The organism is Citrobacter sp. Cs237, from assembly GCF_030332325.1.
Classification (GTDB): domain Bacteria; phylum Pseudomonadota; class Gammaproteobacteria; order Enterobacterales; family Enterobacteriaceae; genus Citrobacter_A; species Citrobacter_A sedlakii.
Genome location: NZ_JAOWIB010000066.1, coordinates 16,610 through 32,714 on the forward strand (window position 1 = coordinate 16,610; position 16,105 = coordinate 32,714).

Genomic DNA, 16,105 nt, shown 5'->3' on the forward strand with positions numbered 1-16,105 from the left:
GGCCGGGTTGCCCGGCCTTTTCGCATAAACGCTGACTTACTTCTCGTTCAGACCGAGTTTTTTCTCCAGGTAGTGGATGTTCGTGCCACCATTCTGGAAGTGCTCGTCGTTCATAATGCGGGTCTGCAAATCAACGTTGGTTTTGATACCGTCGATGATCAGCTCCTGCAGGGCGTTCTTCATGCGGGCAATCGCCACGTCACGGTTTTCGCCGTAGCAGATGAGCTTGCCGATCATGGAATCATAGTACGGCGGTACGGTGTAACCGGCGTAGATATGGGACTCCCAGCGCACGCCAAAACCGCCAGGCGCATGGAAACGCGTGATTTTGCCGGGGCTTGGCAGGAAGGTATTCGGGTCTTCGGCGTTGATACGGCATTCCACCGCATGGCCGCGAACCACAACTTCTTCCTGTTTGATGGACAGGGGCTGACCGGCTGCGATACGCAGCTGTTCTTTGATCAGATCGACACCGGTAATCATTTCGGTAACCGGATGTTCAACCTGAATACGGGTATTCATCTCAATGAAGTAGAACTCGCCGTTTTCGAACAGGAATTCGAAGGTACCCGCCCCGCGATAGCCGATGTCGACACACGCTTTGGCACAACGCTCGCCGATGTAGCGACGCAGTTCCGGGGTAATGCCCGGTGCTGGTGCTTCTTCGACCACTTTCTGGTGACGACGCTGCATGGAGCAGTCACGTTCTGCCAGATAGATCGCGTTACCCTGACCGTCAGCCAGCACCTGAATTTCGATGTGGCGTGGGTTTTCCAGGTATTTTTCCATGTACACCATATCATTGCTGAAAGCTGCTTTCGCTTCCGCTTTGGTCATGGAGATGGACTGTGCCAGTTCAGCGTCGCTGCGCACTACGCGCATACCGCGACCGCCGCCGCCGCCGGACGCCTTGATGATCACCGGGTAGCCAATGCGTTTAGCATGTGCACGGTTTGCATCCATGTCGTCAGTCAGCGGGCCGTCAGAACCCGGTACAGTCGGTACGCCTGCTTTCTTCATGGCGGTAATCGCAGACACTTTGTCGCCCATCAGGCGAATAGTGTCGGCTTTCGGGCCGATGAAGATAAAGCCGGAACGTTCAACCTGCTCGGCAAAGTTGGCGTTCTCAGAGAGGAAGCCGTAACCCGGGTGAATCGCGACCGCGCCGGTGATTTCGGCGGCGCTGATGATCGCCGGGATGTTCAGATAGCTTTTTACGGACGGAGCCGGGCCAATACAGACCGTCTCATCCGCCAGCAATACGTGTTTTAAATCGCGGTCCGCGCTTGAGTGCACGGCCACGGTCTTGATGCCCAGTTCTTTACAGGCACGAAGAATACGCAGTGCAATCTCGCCACGGTTGGCGATAACAATTTTATCCAGCATGTTCGCCTCGTTACTCGATGACGACCAGCGGCTCGTCAAATTCTACCGGCTGACCACTTTCGACCAGGATCGCTTTCACAGTACCTGATTTGTCTGCTTCGATCTGGTTCATCATTTTCATGGCTTCGACGATGCACAGGGTATCGCCGACGTTGACTTTCTGACCCACTTCGATGAACGCTTTGGCGTCCGGGCTCGGGGTGCGGTAGAAAGTACCAACCATTGGGGAACGTACGATGTGACCACTGATTTCCGCTGCGGCGGCTGCCGGCGCTTCTGCTGCCGGAGCAACTGCGTTAGACAGAGCCGGTTGCTGCTGCATCACTGGCGCAGCGTAAGCCTGTTGCATAACCGGGAAGCTGCCTGCCGGCGCTGCACGACTGATGCGTACAGATTCTTCGCCTTCAGAAATTTCCAGTTCGGAGATGCCTGATTCTTCAACCAGCTCGATCAGTTTTTTAATCTTACGAATATCCATGAGTGGGTTCCGTACTCTTTGTTTAGTGTGATTGTGACAGAGGGGTTACCGCTGTCTGTAAAGCGTGAGTCCCAACGGCAACAGCGCGTTTGCCTGTCAGGACGTCGGTCTATTTCGCCTTTACGCCTCAAGTGCGACTTGTCGGTCAAAATGCTGCGATTTGCGGCAATCCTCCGGCAAAAAACAAAATATACCTTCAAAGCGCGATTGTCACCCTTTCAGCGGCTTAAAAACGCCTTCCGGGAGGTCAGGGTCGCACATTATAACGATTTCGTAGCAATTGGCAGCTAAATACTGGTCTTATCAGGGAAGATAATCAACCGCTAACACGTAAATAACATCTGAGTCTCTGCGTTTTGTAACCGACAGCACACTTCGCTGAACTAGCGCCACCACTGGCGAAACTTCTTGTAACGGCAGGCTAAAAGCGCCAGCGCCAGCAGGGCGTAAATAACGGGTTGCGGGGATAAAACCTTCACTGACCAGAGATAATGTAAAGGGGCGAGGATCGCCACCAGATAGACGACGTTATGCAGCAATTGCCAGCGTTTGCCCAGCTTGCGCTGCGCCGCCTGCGTGGAGGTCAGCGTCAGCGCCAGCAAAATAAGCCAACTGATAATGCCCAGCGTCAAATACGGGCGCGTAATCAATTCGCGGCCCAGTAAACCCAGATTCTGAATGCCCAGCTCCAACAGCGCATAGCTGGTTAAATGCAGCGTGGCCCAGGCAAAACACCATAGCCCCAGCAAACGCCGCGTGCGTATCAATAAGGGCTGTTTAGCGTAACGCGCCAGCGGCGTGACCAACAAGGTCGCCAGGAGAAATTTCAGAGCGGTCCTACCGGTAAAATGTTGAATATCTTTCACCGGATCGGCGCTTAACCCGCCGCTGTTAATTGCCCAGAACAGCCAAAGCAACGGCACAATCCCCGCCAGATGAAGGAGGATTTTCAGCCAGGTAATCTGTTTTGCATTCAGCCGCACTTATATGTTCTCCCGCAGATCCAGTCCCCGGTATAACGACGCCACCTGCTCGCCATAGCCGTTGAACAGCAAGGTCGGCTGGCGCTTAACGTCAAGGATCCCGCCCGTACCGATAAATCGCTCCGTGGCCTGCGACCAGCGCGGATGATCGACGTGCGGATTCACGTTGGCGTAAAAACCGTACTCATCCGGAGCGGCGAGATTCCAGGTGGTCGGCGGTCGTTCGCGGGTGAGTTTGATGCTAACGATCGATTTAATGCCTTTGAAGCCATATTTCCACGGCACTGTCAGACGGATGGGCGCGCCGTTTTGCGGCGGTAGCGCTTTACCGTATACGCCAACGGTGAGCAGGGTAAGCGGGTGCATGGCTTCGTCAAGCCGCAGGCCTTCAACGTAGGGATACTTCAACCCGCCGCCGATAAAACGATCTTTTTGTCCTGGCATATCGTCCGGCGCGTAAAGCGTCTCGAACGCCACATAACGGGCATTGCTGGTGGGTTCGACAAGTGCGAGCAGCTTGTGTAAAGGAAAGCCAATCCACGGTACCACCATTGACCAGGCCTCGACGCAGCGCATCCGGTAAATGCGTTCTTCTAAAGGAAAGCGGGTGGTTAAGGCGTCGTGGTCCAGCGTCAGGGGTTTAGCGACCTCTCCGCTGATTTTCAGCGTCCAGGGATCGGTTTTCATGCTGCCGGCATTGGCCGCCGGATCGGCTTTATCCAGTCCGAATTCATAGAAGTTGTTATAGCCAGTGACCTTATCTTCCGGCGTTAAGGGCAGGCTGTTTTGCCACTCGCTGGGTTTACTGAAGTCGAGCGGCTTTCCGGCAGGCGCGGGGGGGCGATCGTTGCCTTTAAACCATCCCAACAGATCGGCCTGCGCCGTTGTAGGGAGCGAGAGGGCGGCAGCGCTGATGCCCAGGGCTTTAAGCACCTGGCGGCGATGCATAAAAAAAGCCGATTCGGCGGTGACATCGGCTTCAGTAAGTGGACGGTATTTTTTCATAACAGACTCCCGGCATACGCGTAACGCGTAGTTACTATGGCAGGGAGTCTGTCAATGCGCTGAGAAATTTCGTTATTTAAATGTAAATTTTTGCAGCGCTACGGCTTATTTAACCTTAACCAGCGTACGGCCCTGAACCTGATTGTTCATGATGGCGTCGGCGAATTTCGGCGCGTCGGCCAGCGCGATCTCCGTTGTGGCTTGCGCGTAGAAGCTTTCCGGCAGGTCACGAACCAGTCGTTCCCAGGCCTGGGCGCGGCGGGCGGGCGGCGTCATCACGGAATCCACACCCTGCAAACGCACGTTGCGCAGAATAAACGGCATCACCGTTGTCGGCAGGGCAAAACCGCCCGCCAGGCCACAGGCCGCCACGCAACCCCCGTAGTTCATCTGTGCCAGAACTTTTGCCAGCACCTTATCGCCAACGGTATCCACCGCGCCTGCCCACAGCTGTTTTTCCAGCGGGCGAGACTCGGCGAACTCGTCGCGTCCTAAAATGCGCTGGGCGCCAAGTTGTTTCAGATAAGCATGGGTGCTTTCACGACCCGATACGGCAACGACCTGATAACCCAGCTTATGCAGCAGGGCGACAGCCGTACTGCCCACGCCGCCGCTGGCGCCGGTCACCACGATTTCGCCATCTTCAGGACGGATACCGGCCTCTTCCAGAGCCATTACGCAGAGCATGGCGGTGAAGCCCGCCGTACCGATCACCATTGCCTTACGGCTATCCAGGCCTTTCGGCATCGCCACCAGCCAGTCCGCTTTGACGCGCGCCTGCTCGGCCAGACCGCCCCAATGATTCTCGCCAACGCCCCATCCGGTCAGTAAAACGTCCTGACCGGCATGAAAACGCGGATCCTCGCTTGTGCGCACAGTACCAGCGAAATCAATTCCAGGAATCATCGGAAAATGACGAATTATTTTTCCCTTTCCGGTGATCGCGAGCGCATCTTTGTAGTTCAGACTGGACCAGTGCACGTCCACGGTAACATCGCCTTCCGGCAACCGGCTTTCTTCAAGCGTCTGCACGGATGCGAGGGTTTTACCGTCCTGCTGTTCCAATATCAAAGCCTGCATAACCTGTCCTCAATGTTGCGTAGTGGATTGGAAAATGATTCCTGAAGACTATACTCGCTAATTGAAACGTGACGTCGATTCAACGCAATAAATTGCCAGATACACCTGATTTGGTAGTATGCACTCACTCTTTGCGCAACCAGGCGGATTTCGCGTTTGGTTATGCATTTTCGTGTCGCAATTTACTGGCGGAGTTAACACAAGGATGCGATTAACGACGAAATTCTCAGCTTTTGTTACGCTACTCACCGGGTTGACCATTTTTGTCACCCTGATCGGCTGCTCGCTGAGTTTTTACAATGCCATCCAGTACAAAATGAGTCATCGCGTGCAGGCGGTCGCCACTGCCATCGATACGCATCTCGTTTCGCGCGATTACAACGCGCTGTCACCACACATCAACGAACTGATGATGTCTGCGGATATCGTCCGGCTTGATTTGCGCCAGGGTGAAAAAACGATCTTTACCCAGACGCGCGCCAGCAGCTACCGTCCGGTTGGCACCAGTAATATGTTCCGGGAACTGTCGGTACCGCTGTTAAAACATCCGGGCATGACGATGGATCTGGTTTATCAGGATCCGATGGGGAATTATTTTCATTCGCTGATGACCACCGCGCCGCTCACGCTGGCGATCGGTTTTATTATCCTGATGCTGTTTCTGGCGGTGCGCTGGCTGCAGCGTCAACTTTCCGGCCAGGAACTACTGGAGGTGCGTTCTACGCGGATCCTGAACGGCGAGCGCGGACCGAATGTTCGCGGCAGCGTGTATGAATGGCCGGCGCGCACCAGCAGCGCGCTGGACATGCTGCTCTCCGAGATCCAGAGCGCGCAGGAGCAACGCAGCCGACTCGATACGCTTATTCGCTCGTACGCGGCTCAGGACACCAAAACCGGCCTCAGCAACCGTCTCTTTTTTGATAACCAACTGGCGACACTGCTGGACGATCAAGAAAAGGTCGGCGCTCATGGGGTGGTGATGATGATTCGTCTGCCGGACTTCAATTTGCTGCGTGACAGTTGGGGCCGCAACCTCGCCGAAGAAGAACTGTTCAGTCTGATCAATTTGTTATCCACCTTTATCCTGCGCTTTCCGGGCGCGCTGCTGGCGCGTTACCATCGCAGTGACTTCGCCGTGCTGCTGCCGCACCGTACCCTGAAAGAGGCGGAGAGCGTCGCCGGGCAACTTCTGAAAGCGGTCGATGCGCTGCCAACCAATAAAATGCTCGATCGCGACGATATGTTCCATATCGGCATTTGCGCCTGGCGTAGCGGCCAGTCGACCGAACAGGTGATGGAACATGCGGAAGCGGCCACCCGCAACGCGGTATTGCAGGGCGGAAATAGTTGGGCGGTGTACGATGATACGCTGCCGGAAAAAGGGCGCGGCAACGTACGCTGGCGCACCCTCATTGAACAAATGCTCAGTCGCGGCGGGCCGCGCATTTATCAAAAGCCAGCGGTTACCCGCGAAGGGCGCGTTCACCACCGGGAACTGATGTGCCGCATTTTTGACGGCCATGAAGAGGTTAGCTCGGCGGAATATATGCCGATGGTGCTTCAGTTCGGCCTGTCGGAAGAGTATGACCGTCTGCAGATCAGCCGGGTCATTCCGCTCCTGGGCTACTGGCCGGAAGAAAATCTGGCGATTCAGGTCACCGTAGAGTCGCTGATTCGCCCGCGTTTTCAACGCTGGCTGCGTGATACCTTGATGCAGTGTGAAAAATCACAACGTAAACGCATAATTATTGAACTTGCAGAGGCAGATGTGGGTCAACACATCAGCCGGTTACAGCCAGTTATTCGTCTGGTGAATGCGTTAGGCGTTCGGGTGGCGGTAACCCAGGCGGGTTTAACGTTGGTCAGCACCAGTTGGATCAAAGAGCTCAATGTGGAATTACTCAAGCTCCATCCGGGATTGGTCAGAAACATTGAGAAGCGAACAGAGAACCAGTTACTGGTGCAAAGCCTGGTGGAAGCCTGTTCGGGCACCCATACCCAGGTTTACGCGACAGGCGTACGGTCGCGTGGCGAGTGGCAGACGCTGACAGCCCGCGGCGTTGCGGGCGGACAGGGGGATTTCTTTGCCTCCTCCCAACCGCTGGATACAAACGTGAAAAAATATTCTCAAAGATACTCGGTTTGACCTGCCGTTTGTTCAGTTTTCACGTAGAATAACGCGCGCTGTGCTTTCATGGGGGTGTGCTTGTCTGCTCGCCAGGGTGTTGCAGCACATATGCAGGTGAATGACCTTAAACAGGTTGCAAATGAAAGCGAGGATTGCTGCTGAAAAGCTCAGCCCTGAGGGACTCAGGTAGAGATTTGTAACAGAGGAAACGAACTGCACTAATTTTCACCGTAGCAGATGATTTTTGCGCCTTGTCGCTGCTGCGTGTGGTTGGTAAAGTAAGCGGATTTTGTTTTCCGCCCCAGCTTTCAGGATTATCCCTTAGTATGTTGAAAAAATTTCGTGGCATGTTTTCCAATGACTTGTCCATTGACCTGGGTACCGCGAATACCCTTATTTATGTAAAAGGACAAGGCATCGTATTGAATGAGCCTTCCGTTGTGGCCATTCGTCAGGATCGTGCCGGTTCGCCGAAAAGCGTGGCTGCAGTAGGTCATGACGCGAAGCAGATGCTGGGCCGTACGCCGGGCAATATTGCTGCGATTCGCCCCATGAAAGACGGCGTGATCGCCGACTTCTTCGTGACTGAAAAAATGCTCCAGCACTTCATCAAGCAAGTGCATAGCAACAGCTTTATGCGTCCAAGCCCGCGCGTGCTGGTGTGTGTGCCGGTTGGCGCGACCCAGGTTGAACGCCGTGCTATTCGTGAATCCGCGCAGGGCGCAGGCGCCCGTGAAGTGTTCCTGATCGAAGAGCCAATGGCTGCCGCTATCGGCGCAGGCCTGCCGGTTTCTGAGGCAACCGGTTCCATGGTGGTGGATATCGGTGGCGGGACGACGGAAGTGGCCGTTATCTCTCTGAACGGCGTCGTTTATTCGTCCTCTGTGCGTATCGGCGGCGACCGCTTCGACGAAGCAATCATCAATTACGTCCGCCGTAACTACGGCTCTCTGATCGGTGAAGCGACCGCAGAACGTATTAAGCACGAAATCGGTTCCGCTTACCCGGGTGACGAAGTGCGCGAAATCGAAGTACGTGGTCGTAACCTGGCGGAAGGCGTTCCACGCGGCTTTACCCTGAACTCCAATGAAATCCTGGAAGCGCTGCAGGAACCGCTGACCGGTATCGTGAGCGCGGTGATGGTTGCGCTGGAGCAGTGCCCGCCGGAACTGGCGTCTGATATCTCCGAGCGCGGCATGGTGCTCACCGGCGGTGGCGCGCTGCTGCGCAATCTTGACCGCCTGTTAATGGAAGAAACCGGTATTCCAGTTGTTGTCGCTGAAGACCCGCTGACCTGTGTGGCGCGTGGCGGCGGCAAAGCGCTGGAAATGATCGACATGCACGGCGGCGACCTGTTCAGCGAAGAGTAATCGGATGCAGGCAGGGGCGTGTCTGGCGCCTCTGCCGAATCTGATACGAGAATACGCAAACTTATGAAGCCAATTTTTAGCCGTGGCCCGTCGCTACAGATTCGCCTTATCCTGGCGGTGCTGGTGGCGCTCGGCGTCATTATCGCCGACAGCCGTCTGGGTACGTTCAGTCAAATCCGCACGTACATGGATACCGCCGTCAGTCCTTTCTACTTTATTTCCAATGGTCCCCGTGAATTGCTTGATGGCGTCTCGCAAACGCTGGCTTCGCGCGACCAGCTTGAGCTTGAAAACCGGGCGCTGCGTCAGGAACTGCTGCTGAAAAACAGCGAGCTGCTGATGCTCGGGCAGTACAAACAGGAGAATGCGCGTCTGCGCGAGCTGCTGGGATCGCCGCTGCGTCAGGATGAACAAAAGATGGTGACGCAGGTCATCTCGACGGTTAACGATCCCTACAGCGATCAGGTGGTTATCGACAAAGGCAGCGTGAACGGCGTTTACGAAGGCCAGCCGGTCATCAGCGATAAAGGCGTTGTCGGCCAGGTGGTCGCGGTGGCGAAGCTGACCAGCCGTGTATTACTGATTTGCGACGCGACCCATGCGCTGCCGATTCAGGTACTGCGTAACGATATCCGTGTGATTGCCGCCGGTAACGGCTGCACCGATGATTTGCAGCTCGAACACCTGCCAGCCAATACCGACATTCGCGTTGGCGATGTGCTGGTGACGTCGGGGCTGGGCGGGCGCTTCCCGGAAGGTTATCCGGTGGCCGTGGTCTCCTCCGTTAAGCTGGATACACAGCGGGCATATACCGTGATACAGGCGCGTCCAACCGCCGGTTTACAGCGTCTGCGCTATCTGCTGCTGCTGTGGGGCGCCGACCGTAACGGATCAAATCCCATGACGCCGGAAGATGTGCATCGCGTGGCGAATGAGCGCCTGACGCAGATGATGCCTCAGGTGCTGCCCTCGCCGGATATGATGGGGCCGCCTGCGCCAATGCCCGCGCCAGCGACCGGGATCGCCACGACGCCCGTAACGCCGCCGCAGCCTGCGTCGCCTCAGCCGCGTCCGTCGGGAGGTCAGTAGTGGCGAGCTATCGTAGCCAGGGTCGCTGGGTTATCTGGCTCTCGTTTCTCATCGCGCTTTTATTACAAATCATGCCCTGGCCGGAGGAGATCATCGTCTTTCGGCCAAACTGGGTGCTGCTCATTTTACTGTACTGGATCCTCGCGCTGCCGCACCGCGTAAATGTGGGCACAGGCTTTGTGATGGGTGCCATACTGGATCTGATTAGCGGTTCCACGCTTGGCGTGCGGGCGCTGTCGATGAGCATCATCGCGTATCTGGTCGCATTAAAATTTCAGTTATTCCGCAATCTGGCGCTCTGGCAGCAGGCTCTGGTGGTGATGTTGCTTTCGCTGGTGGTGGATATTATTGTTTTCTGGTCAGAGTTTTTAGTGATCAACGTCTCTTTCAGACCTGAAGTGTTCTGGAGTAGTGTAGTCAACGGCGTGCTCTGGCCGTGGCTGTTCTTGCTGATGCGTAAAATCCGCCAGCAGTTCGCGGTGCAATAAGTGCAATAAAGGTTTCTATGACGTCTCTATACTTAGCTTCCGGTTCACCCCGCCGCCAGGAACTGCTCACCCAATTGGGCGTTGCGTTCGAGCGTATCGTTACCGGTATCGAAGAGATGCGCGGCGCAGGGGAAAGCGCGCAGCAGTATGTCTCTCGGCTGGCGCGTGAAAAAGCACAGGCGGGCGTGACGCAGACCCCGCGCGATTTGCCAGTGCTGGGGGCGGACACGATCGTCATCCTTCATGGTGAAGTTTTAGAGAAACCGCGCGATGCAGAACACGCCGCGACAATGCTGCGTAAGCTATCCGGGCAGACGCACCAGGTGATGACCGCCGTGGCGCTGGCCGACAGTCAGTACGTGCTCGACTGTCTGTTGGTGACCGACGTGACGTTCAGAGCGTTGTCGGATGCGGATATCGCTGACTATATCGCCAGCGGTGAACCGATGGATAAAGCAGGTGCATACGGTATTCAGGGGCTGGGTGGCTGTTTTGTCAGGAAGATAAATGGCAGCTATCACGCCGTAGTCGGCTTACCGCTGGTTGAAACGTATGAGTTGCTAAGCAATTTTAACTCACTGCGTGAGAAAAGGGATAAACATGACGGCTGAATTGTTGGTAAACGTAACGCCATCGGAAACGCGTGTGGCGTATATCGACGGCGGGATCCTCCAGGAGATTCACATTGAGCGTGAGGCGCGACGAGGAATCGTAGGCAATATCTACAAAGGTCGGGTAAGTCGCGTACTGCCGGGTATGCAGGCGGCTTTTGTAGATATTGGGCTGGATAAAGCCGCATTTCTTCATGCTTCTGACATCATGCCGCATACCGAATGCGTGGCGGGCGATGAGCAGAAACAGTTTACCGTACGGGACATTTCCGAACTGGTGCGTCAGGGACAGGATCTGATGGTGCAGGTGGTGAAAGATCCCCTCGGCACCAAAGGCGCGCGTCTGACCACCGACATCACCCTGCCTTCCCGTTATCTGGTCTTTATGCCCGGCGCGTCACACGTTGGGGTGTCTCAGCGTATTGAAAGCGAAGCCGAACGCGAAAGACTGAAAAAGGTGGTGGCGGAATATTGCGACGAGCAGGGTGGATTTATCATTCGCACCGCGGCAGAAGGCGTGTGTGAAGACGATCTGGCTTCCGATGCCGCCTACCTCAAGCGTGTCTGGACGAAAGTCATGGAGCGCAAAAAGCGCCCGCAGACGCGGTATCAGATGTACGGCGAACTGGCGCTGGCGCAGCGCGTATTGCGTGATTTTGCCGATGCGCAGTTGGATCGCATTCGCGTGGATTCCCGTCTGACCTACGAGGCGCTGCTGGAGTTTACCGCCGAGTACATTCCCGAAATGACCAGCAAGCTGGAGCATTACAGCGGGCGTCAGCCGATTTTTGATCTCTTTGATGTGGAAAATGAGATCCAGCGGGCGCTGGAGCGCAAGGTTGAGCTGAAGTCCGGCGGCTATCTGATTATCGATCAGACCGAAGCGATGACGACCGTTGATATCAATACCGGCGCTTTTGTCGGCCATCGCAATCTCGACGACACCATTTTTAACACCAATATCGAAGCAACGCAGGCCATTGCCCGCCAGCTTCGCCTGCGCAATCTGGGCGGCATTATTATCATCGACTTTATCGATATGAATAATGACGATCACCGCCGACGGGTTCTGCATTCTCTGGAGCAGGCGCTGAGCAAAGACCGAGTGAAAACCAGCATCAATGGCTTTTCACAGTTGGGACTGGTGGAAATGACGCGCAAACGCACGCGGGAAAGCGTGGAACATGTGCTCTGCAACGAGTGTCCAACCTGTCACGGTCGCGGTACGGTGAAAACGGTGGAAACCGTGTGTTATGAAATTATGCGTGAGATCGTACGCGTGCATCATGCATACGATTCCGACCGTTTCCTGGTTTATGCTTCTCCGGCGGTCGCGGAGGCCCTGAAAGGGGAGGAGTCGCACGCGCTGGCGGAAGTGGAAATTTTTGTTGGCAAACAGGTTAAAGTGCAAATCGAACCGCTCTATAACCAGGAGCAGTTCGACGTCGTAATGATGTAATCATTTACGTAGGCCAGATCACGCGTTCACGCCGCCATCTGGCACCCTTTGCTTGCAGTTTGCGAGCCACTTTCAGGCAGACAAGGAGAGACGCGTGAGGCGATTGCCGGGGATATTACTGCTCACTGGAGCCGCGCTCGTCGTCATCGTAGCGCTGCTGGTCAGTGGCCTGCGCCTGGCCCTGCCGCATCTCAACAGCTGGCGTCCTGCCATCCTCGCCAAGATCGAATCCGCGACCGGTTTGCCGACGGAGGCCAGCCAGCTTACCGCCAGTTGGCAAAATTTTGGCCCGACGCTGGAAGCGCGGGACATCCGCGTGCAGCTAACTGACGGCGGCGAGTTTGCGGTGAAGCGCGTCACCCTGGCGCTGGATGTCTGGCAAAGTTTGCTGCATATGCGCTGGCAGTTTCGCGATCTGACGTTCTGGCAGTTGAACCTACGCACCAATACCCCCATTCAACGCAGCGGAGACGCGGATACCCCTGAAGCGGGACGCATCAGCGATCTTTTTCTGCGTCAGTTCGATCACTTCGATCTCCGCGACAGCCAGATCAGCTTTCTGACCCTTTCAGGCCAGCGCGCCCAGTTGGCTATCCCCCAGTTGACCTGGCTTAACAGCCGAAACCGTCACCGCGCGGAGGGGCAGGTCAGCCTGTCGAGCCTGACCGGTCAACATGGCGTAATGCAGGTCCGTATGGACCTGCGCGACGATGATGGACTGCTGAATAATGGCCGCGTCTGGTTGCAGGCGGACGACATTGACGTCAAGCCGTGGTTGGGGCGATGGATGCAGGACAACGTGGCGCTGGAAACCGCGCGCTTTAGTCTTGAGGGCTGGATGAACATCAGCAAGGGAGAGATCGCTGGCGGCGATGTCTGGCTGAAAAAGGGCGGCGCGAGCTGGAAAGGCGAAAACACGACCCACACGCTTGCAGTCGATAACCTGACGGCGCATATCAGTCGCGAACAGCCCGGTTGGCAGTTCGCCATTCCAGATACCCGCATCACCATGGACGGCAAACGCTGGCCGAGCGGCGCACTGCAGCTTGCCTGGATCCCTGAGCAGGACGTGGGCGGCGCGGACGGTAAACGTAGCGACGAGCTACGCATTCGCGCCAGCCATCTTGATTTAGCCGGCCTTGATGGGCTGCGCCCCGTGGCGGCGAAGCTCTCGCCTGCGCTTGGTGAAGTCTGGCAGGCGACGCAGCCGAGCGGAACGATTGACACGCTGGCGCTGGATATCCCCCTTGATGCGACCGAAAAGACCCGTTTTCAGGCTGCATGGCGCGATCTGGCGTGGAAGCAGTGGAAGCTGTTGCCGGGAGCAGAGCATTTTTCCGGGACCCTTTCAGGAAGCGTTGAGGATGGTCGGCTAACCGCCGCCATGAAGCAGGCGAAAATGCCGTATGAAACGGTTTTCCGCGCGCCGTTAGAAATTGAAGATGGCGTAGCGACCCTGAACTGGCTGAAGAATGAGAAAGGTTTTCAACTGGATGGGCGCGATATCGACGTTAAAGCCAAAGCGGTACATGCCCGCGGCGGTTTTCGCTATCTGCAACCCGCAGGCGACGAGCCGTGGCTGGGCATTCTGGCGGGTATCAGCACCGACGACGGCTCCCAGGCCTGGCGGTATTTTCCGGAAAACCTGATGGGCAAAGCGCTGGTGGACTATCTCAGCGGGGCGATTCAGGGCGGTGAAGCGGATAACGCGACGCTGGTCTATGGCGGAAACCCCCATCTGTTCCCTTATAAACACAACGAAGGCCAGTTTGAAGTGCTGGTGCCGCTGCGTAACGCCAAATTCGCTTTCCAGCCGGACTGGCCTGCGCTGACCAATCTGAATATCGAGCTGGATTTCCTTAACGACGGCTTGTGGATGAAAACCGACGGTGTCGATTTAGGTGGTGTAAAAGCCTCCAATCTGACAGCGGTCATCCCCGACTATTCGAAAGAAAAACTGTTGATTGATGCCGATATCACTGGGCCTGGCGACGCAGTGGGGCCGTATTTTGACGGTACGCCGCTTAAAGAGTCGCTCGGCGCCGCCCTTGAGCAGTTGCAAATTGGCGGCGATGTGAATGCTCGCTTACATCTGGATATTCCCCTCGACGGCGAGCTGGTGACGGCGAAAGGCGACGTCACGTTGCGCGACAACAGTCTGTTGATAAAACCGATCGACAGCACCCTGAAAAACCTTAGCGGTAAATTCAGCTTTACCAATGGCGATCTCAACAGTGGGCCGATGACGGCGAACTGGTTTAATCAACCGTTAAACGTCGATTTCTCCACGACCCAGGGAGCAAAAGCGTATCAGGTCGCGGTGAACCTCAACGGTAACTGGCAGCCCACCCGTACTGGTGTATTGCCTGCTCAGGTGAATGACGCGCTCGGTGGCAGCGTGGCGTGGAAGGGTAAGGTGGGGATTGACCTGCCGTATCGTTCAGGCGCGCATTACCACGTTGAGTTGAACGGCGATCTTAAAAATGTAAGTAGTCGCTTACCTGCGCCGCTGAATAAAAAAGCCGGTGAACCGTTACCCGTTAACATTACCGCTAACGGCGACCTGCGTAGCTTTGCCCTCACCGGCAACGCAGACAAAGAGAACCATTTCAACAGCCGCTGGCTGCTGGGTCAGAAGCTTACCCTGGACCGCGCCATCTGGACGGCGGAAAGTCGAACCACACCGCCACTGCCCGAACAGGAAGGTATCGAACTTAATCTGCCCGCGTTGGATGGCGCCGAATGGCTGGCGTTATTCCAGAAAGGTGCGGCGGATAACGTGACCAGCAGCGCGAAGTTTCCTCAGCGCATTACCCTGCGTACGCCAGCGCTGACGCTGGGCGGTCAACAGTGGAACAACATGAGCATTGTCTCGCAGCCAGCGCTGAACGGAACGACCGTTGAAGCGCAGGGGCGAGAGATCAATGCGACGCTGGCGATGCGCAATAACGCGCCGTGGCTGGCGAATATCAAATACCTTTATTACAACCCGTCCACAGCGAAACCTGCAGAAAAAAACGACGCTCCCGCGACGCCGTTTGCTACTGTAGATCGCGTCAGTTTCCGCGGCTGGCCTGACATGCAGCTGCGCTGTAGCGAATGCTGGTTATGGGGGCAGAAGTATGGGCGCATCGATGCCGATCTGGCGATCAACGGCGATACGCTGAACCTGAGCAACGGGTTGCTGGACACCGGCTTTGCCCGGCTCACCGCGGACGGCCAGTGGGTCAACGCGCCTGGCCGCGAACGCACTTCGATTAAAGGTAAACTGCGCGGCAACAAGATTGATGCGGCGGCAGGCTTCTTTGGCGTGACCACGCCGATGCGCAACGCGTCGTTTAATGTCGATTACGATCTGCACTGGCGCAATCCGCCGTGGCAACCAGATGAAGCCTCACTCAACGGGATTATTCGTACCCGTCTGGGCAAAGGGGAAATCACCGACTTAAGCACCGGCCACGCCGGGCAGCTCCTGCGCTTGCTCAGCGTAGACGCGCTGCTGCGTAAACTGCGTTTTGATTTTAGCGACACCTTTAGCGAAGGGTTCTATTTTGATTCGATCCGCAGTACCGCGTGGATTAAAGACGGCGTGTTGCATACCGATGATACGCTGGTGGACGGCCTGGAAGCGGATATCGCTATGAAAGGGTCGGTTAATCTGGTGCGACGCGAACTGGACATTGAAGCGGTCGTGGCGCCGGAAATCTCTGCCACGGTGGGTGTGGCTGCCGCGTTTGCGGTCAACCCGATCGTCGGCGCGGCGGTATTTGCCGCCAGTAAGGTGCTTGGGCCGCTGTGGAACAAAGTGTCGATTCTGCGCTATCACATCACCGGTCCGGTCGATCAACCGCAGATCAACGAAGTTCTGCGCCAGCCGCGGAAAGAAAAAACGCAATGATTTGACGGCGACGCGGAATTACCCCACTCTCAGTACATAGTCTTGCCGGAGGGTAACGTAGCGGCCTACATTATGACGTTTCCGTAGGCCGCATACACGCAGCGCCATCCGGCGTAAATTTTTTAGCATA

12 protein-coding genes are annotated in these 16,105 nt (G+C 56.2%); 7 read left to right on the forward strand and 5 right to left on the reverse strand.

Features of this window, described 5'->3' with window-relative positions:
- Nucleotides 1–36: 36 nt before the first annotated feature.
- The 5 genes from accC to acuI all read right to left on the reverse strand — a co-directional run bounded on the left by accC (nt 37) and on the right by acuI (nt 4,932).
- Nucleotides 37–1,386 carry an acetyl-CoA carboxylase biotin carboxylase subunit gene (gene accC, locus OGY07_RS02000; RefSeq protein WP_042292006.1) on the reverse strand — a complete coding sequence of 450 codons (1,350 nt, stop codon included), beginning with the start codon at nt 1,384–1,386 and terminating at the stop codon, nt 37–39.
- Nucleotides 1,387–1,396: 10 nt separating this feature from the next.
- On the reverse strand, nt 1,397–1,864 hold the full coding sequence (gene accB, locus OGY07_RS02005; RefSeq protein WP_042292003.1) for an acetyl-CoA carboxylase biotin carboxyl carrier protein: 468 nt from the start codon (nt 1,862–1,864) through the stop codon (nt 1,397–1,399).
- Nucleotides 1,865–2,247: 383 nt separating this feature from the next.
- On the reverse strand, nt 2,248–2,847 hold the full coding sequence (gene msrQ / locus OGY07_RS02010; protein ID WP_042291999.1) for a protein-methionine-sulfoxide reductase heme-binding subunit MsrQ: 600 nt from the start codon (nt 2,845–2,847) through the stop codon (nt 2,248–2,250).
- On the reverse strand, nt 2,848–3,852 hold the full coding sequence (gene msrP, locus OGY07_RS02015; protein WP_042291996.1) for a protein-methionine-sulfoxide reductase catalytic subunit MsrP: 1,005 nt from the start codon (nt 3,850–3,852) through the stop codon (nt 2,848–2,850).
- Nucleotides 3,853–3,957: 105 nt separating this feature from the next.
- A complete protein-coding gene (gene acuI, locus OGY07_RS02020) occupies nt 3,958–4,932 on the reverse strand; it encodes an acrylyl-CoA reductase (NADPH) (protein WP_199957661.1) in 975 nt (324 codons plus the stop codon).
- A gap of 205 nt (nt 4,933–5,137) precedes the next feature.
- On the opposite strand from acuI, the gene csrD reads away from it, so the two are divergent.
- From csrD to yhdP, 7 genes are all read left to right on the forward strand, one after another.
- Nucleotides 5,138–7,078 (forward strand): RNase E specificity factor CsrD, encoded by a 1,941-nt coding sequence (gene csrD / locus OGY07_RS02025; RefSeq protein ID WP_042291991.1) that lies wholly within the window; start codon nt 5,138–5,140, stop codon nt 7,076–7,078.
- 308 nt (nt 7,079–7,386) lie between these two features.
- The gene (gene mreB / locus OGY07_RS02030; RefSeq protein WP_000913396.1) at nt 7,387–8,430 is read left to right on the forward strand and encodes a rod shape-determining protein MreB; all 1,044 of its coding nucleotides are present in this window, start codon (nt 7,387–7,389) and stop codon (nt 8,428–8,430) included.
- 63 nt (nt 8,431–8,493) lie between these two features.
- The gene (gene mreC, locus OGY07_RS02035) at nt 8,494–9,519 is read left to right on the forward strand and encodes a rod shape-determining protein MreC (RefSeq protein ID WP_060571040.1); all 1,026 of its coding nucleotides are present in this window, start codon (nt 8,494–8,496) and stop codon (nt 9,517–9,519) included.
- Nucleotides 9,519–10,007, forward strand: a complete 489-nt coding sequence (mreD, locus tag OGY07_RS02040; RefSeq protein ID WP_042291986.1) for a rod shape-determining protein MreD — start codon at nt 9,519–9,521, stop codon at nt 10,005–10,007. Before mreC ends, mreD begins: the two co-directional genes overlap by 1 nt.
- Before the next feature lie 17 nt (nt 10,008–10,024).
- Nucleotides 10,025–10,618 (forward strand): Maf family protein, encoded by a 594-nt coding sequence (locus tag OGY07_RS02045; protein ID WP_286598379.1) that lies wholly within the window; start codon nt 10,025–10,027, stop codon nt 10,616–10,618.
- Complete coding sequence (rng, locus tag OGY07_RS02050) at nt 10,608–12,077, forward strand: ribonuclease G (protein WP_042291983.1); 1,470 nt, start codon at nt 10,608–10,610, stop codon at nt 12,075–12,077. The genes OGY07_RS02045 and rng overlap by 11 nt, the downstream gene beginning before the upstream one ends.
- Nucleotides 12,078–12,171: 94 nt before the next feature.
- Complete coding sequence (gene yhdP, locus OGY07_RS02055) at nt 12,172–15,975, forward strand: AsmA2 domain-containing protein YhdP (protein ID WP_286598381.1); 3,804 nt, start codon at nt 12,172–12,174, stop codon at nt 15,973–15,975.
- Nucleotides 15,976–16,105 lie beyond the last annotated feature (130 nt).

Coding starts and splice junctions, on each gene's coding strand:
- accC (WP_042292006.1), bottom strand. CDS start 1,386: ATGCTGGATAAAATTGTTATCGCCAACCGTGGCGAGATTGCACTGCGT.
- accB (WP_042292003.1), bottom strand. CDS start 1,864: ATGGATATTCGTAAGATTAAAAAACTGATCGAGCTGGTTGAAGAATCA.
- msrP (WP_042291996.1), bottom strand. CDS start 3,852: ATGAAAAAATACCGTCCACTTACTGAAGCCGATGTCACCGCCGAATCG.
- acuI (WP_199957661.1), bottom strand. CDS start 4,932: ATGCAGGCTTTGATATTGGAACAGCAGGACGGTAAAACCCTCGCATCC.
- csrD (WP_042291991.1), top strand. CDS start 5,138: ATGCGATTAACGACGAAATTCTCAGCTTTTGTTACGCTACTCACCGGG.
- mreB (WP_000913396.1), top strand. CDS start 7,387: ATGTTGAAAAAATTTCGTGGCATGTTTTCCAATGACTTGTCCATTGAC.
- mreC (WP_060571040.1), top strand. CDS start 8,494: ATGAAGCCAATTTTTAGCCGTGGCCCGTCGCTACAGATTCGCCTTATC.
- OGY07_RS02045 (WP_286598379.1), top strand. CDS start 10,025: ATGACGTCTCTATACTTAGCTTCCGGTTCACCCCGCCGCCAGGAACTG.
- rng (WP_042291983.1), top strand. CDS start 10,608: ATGACGGCTGAATTGTTGGTAAACGTAACGCCATCGGAAACGCGTGTG.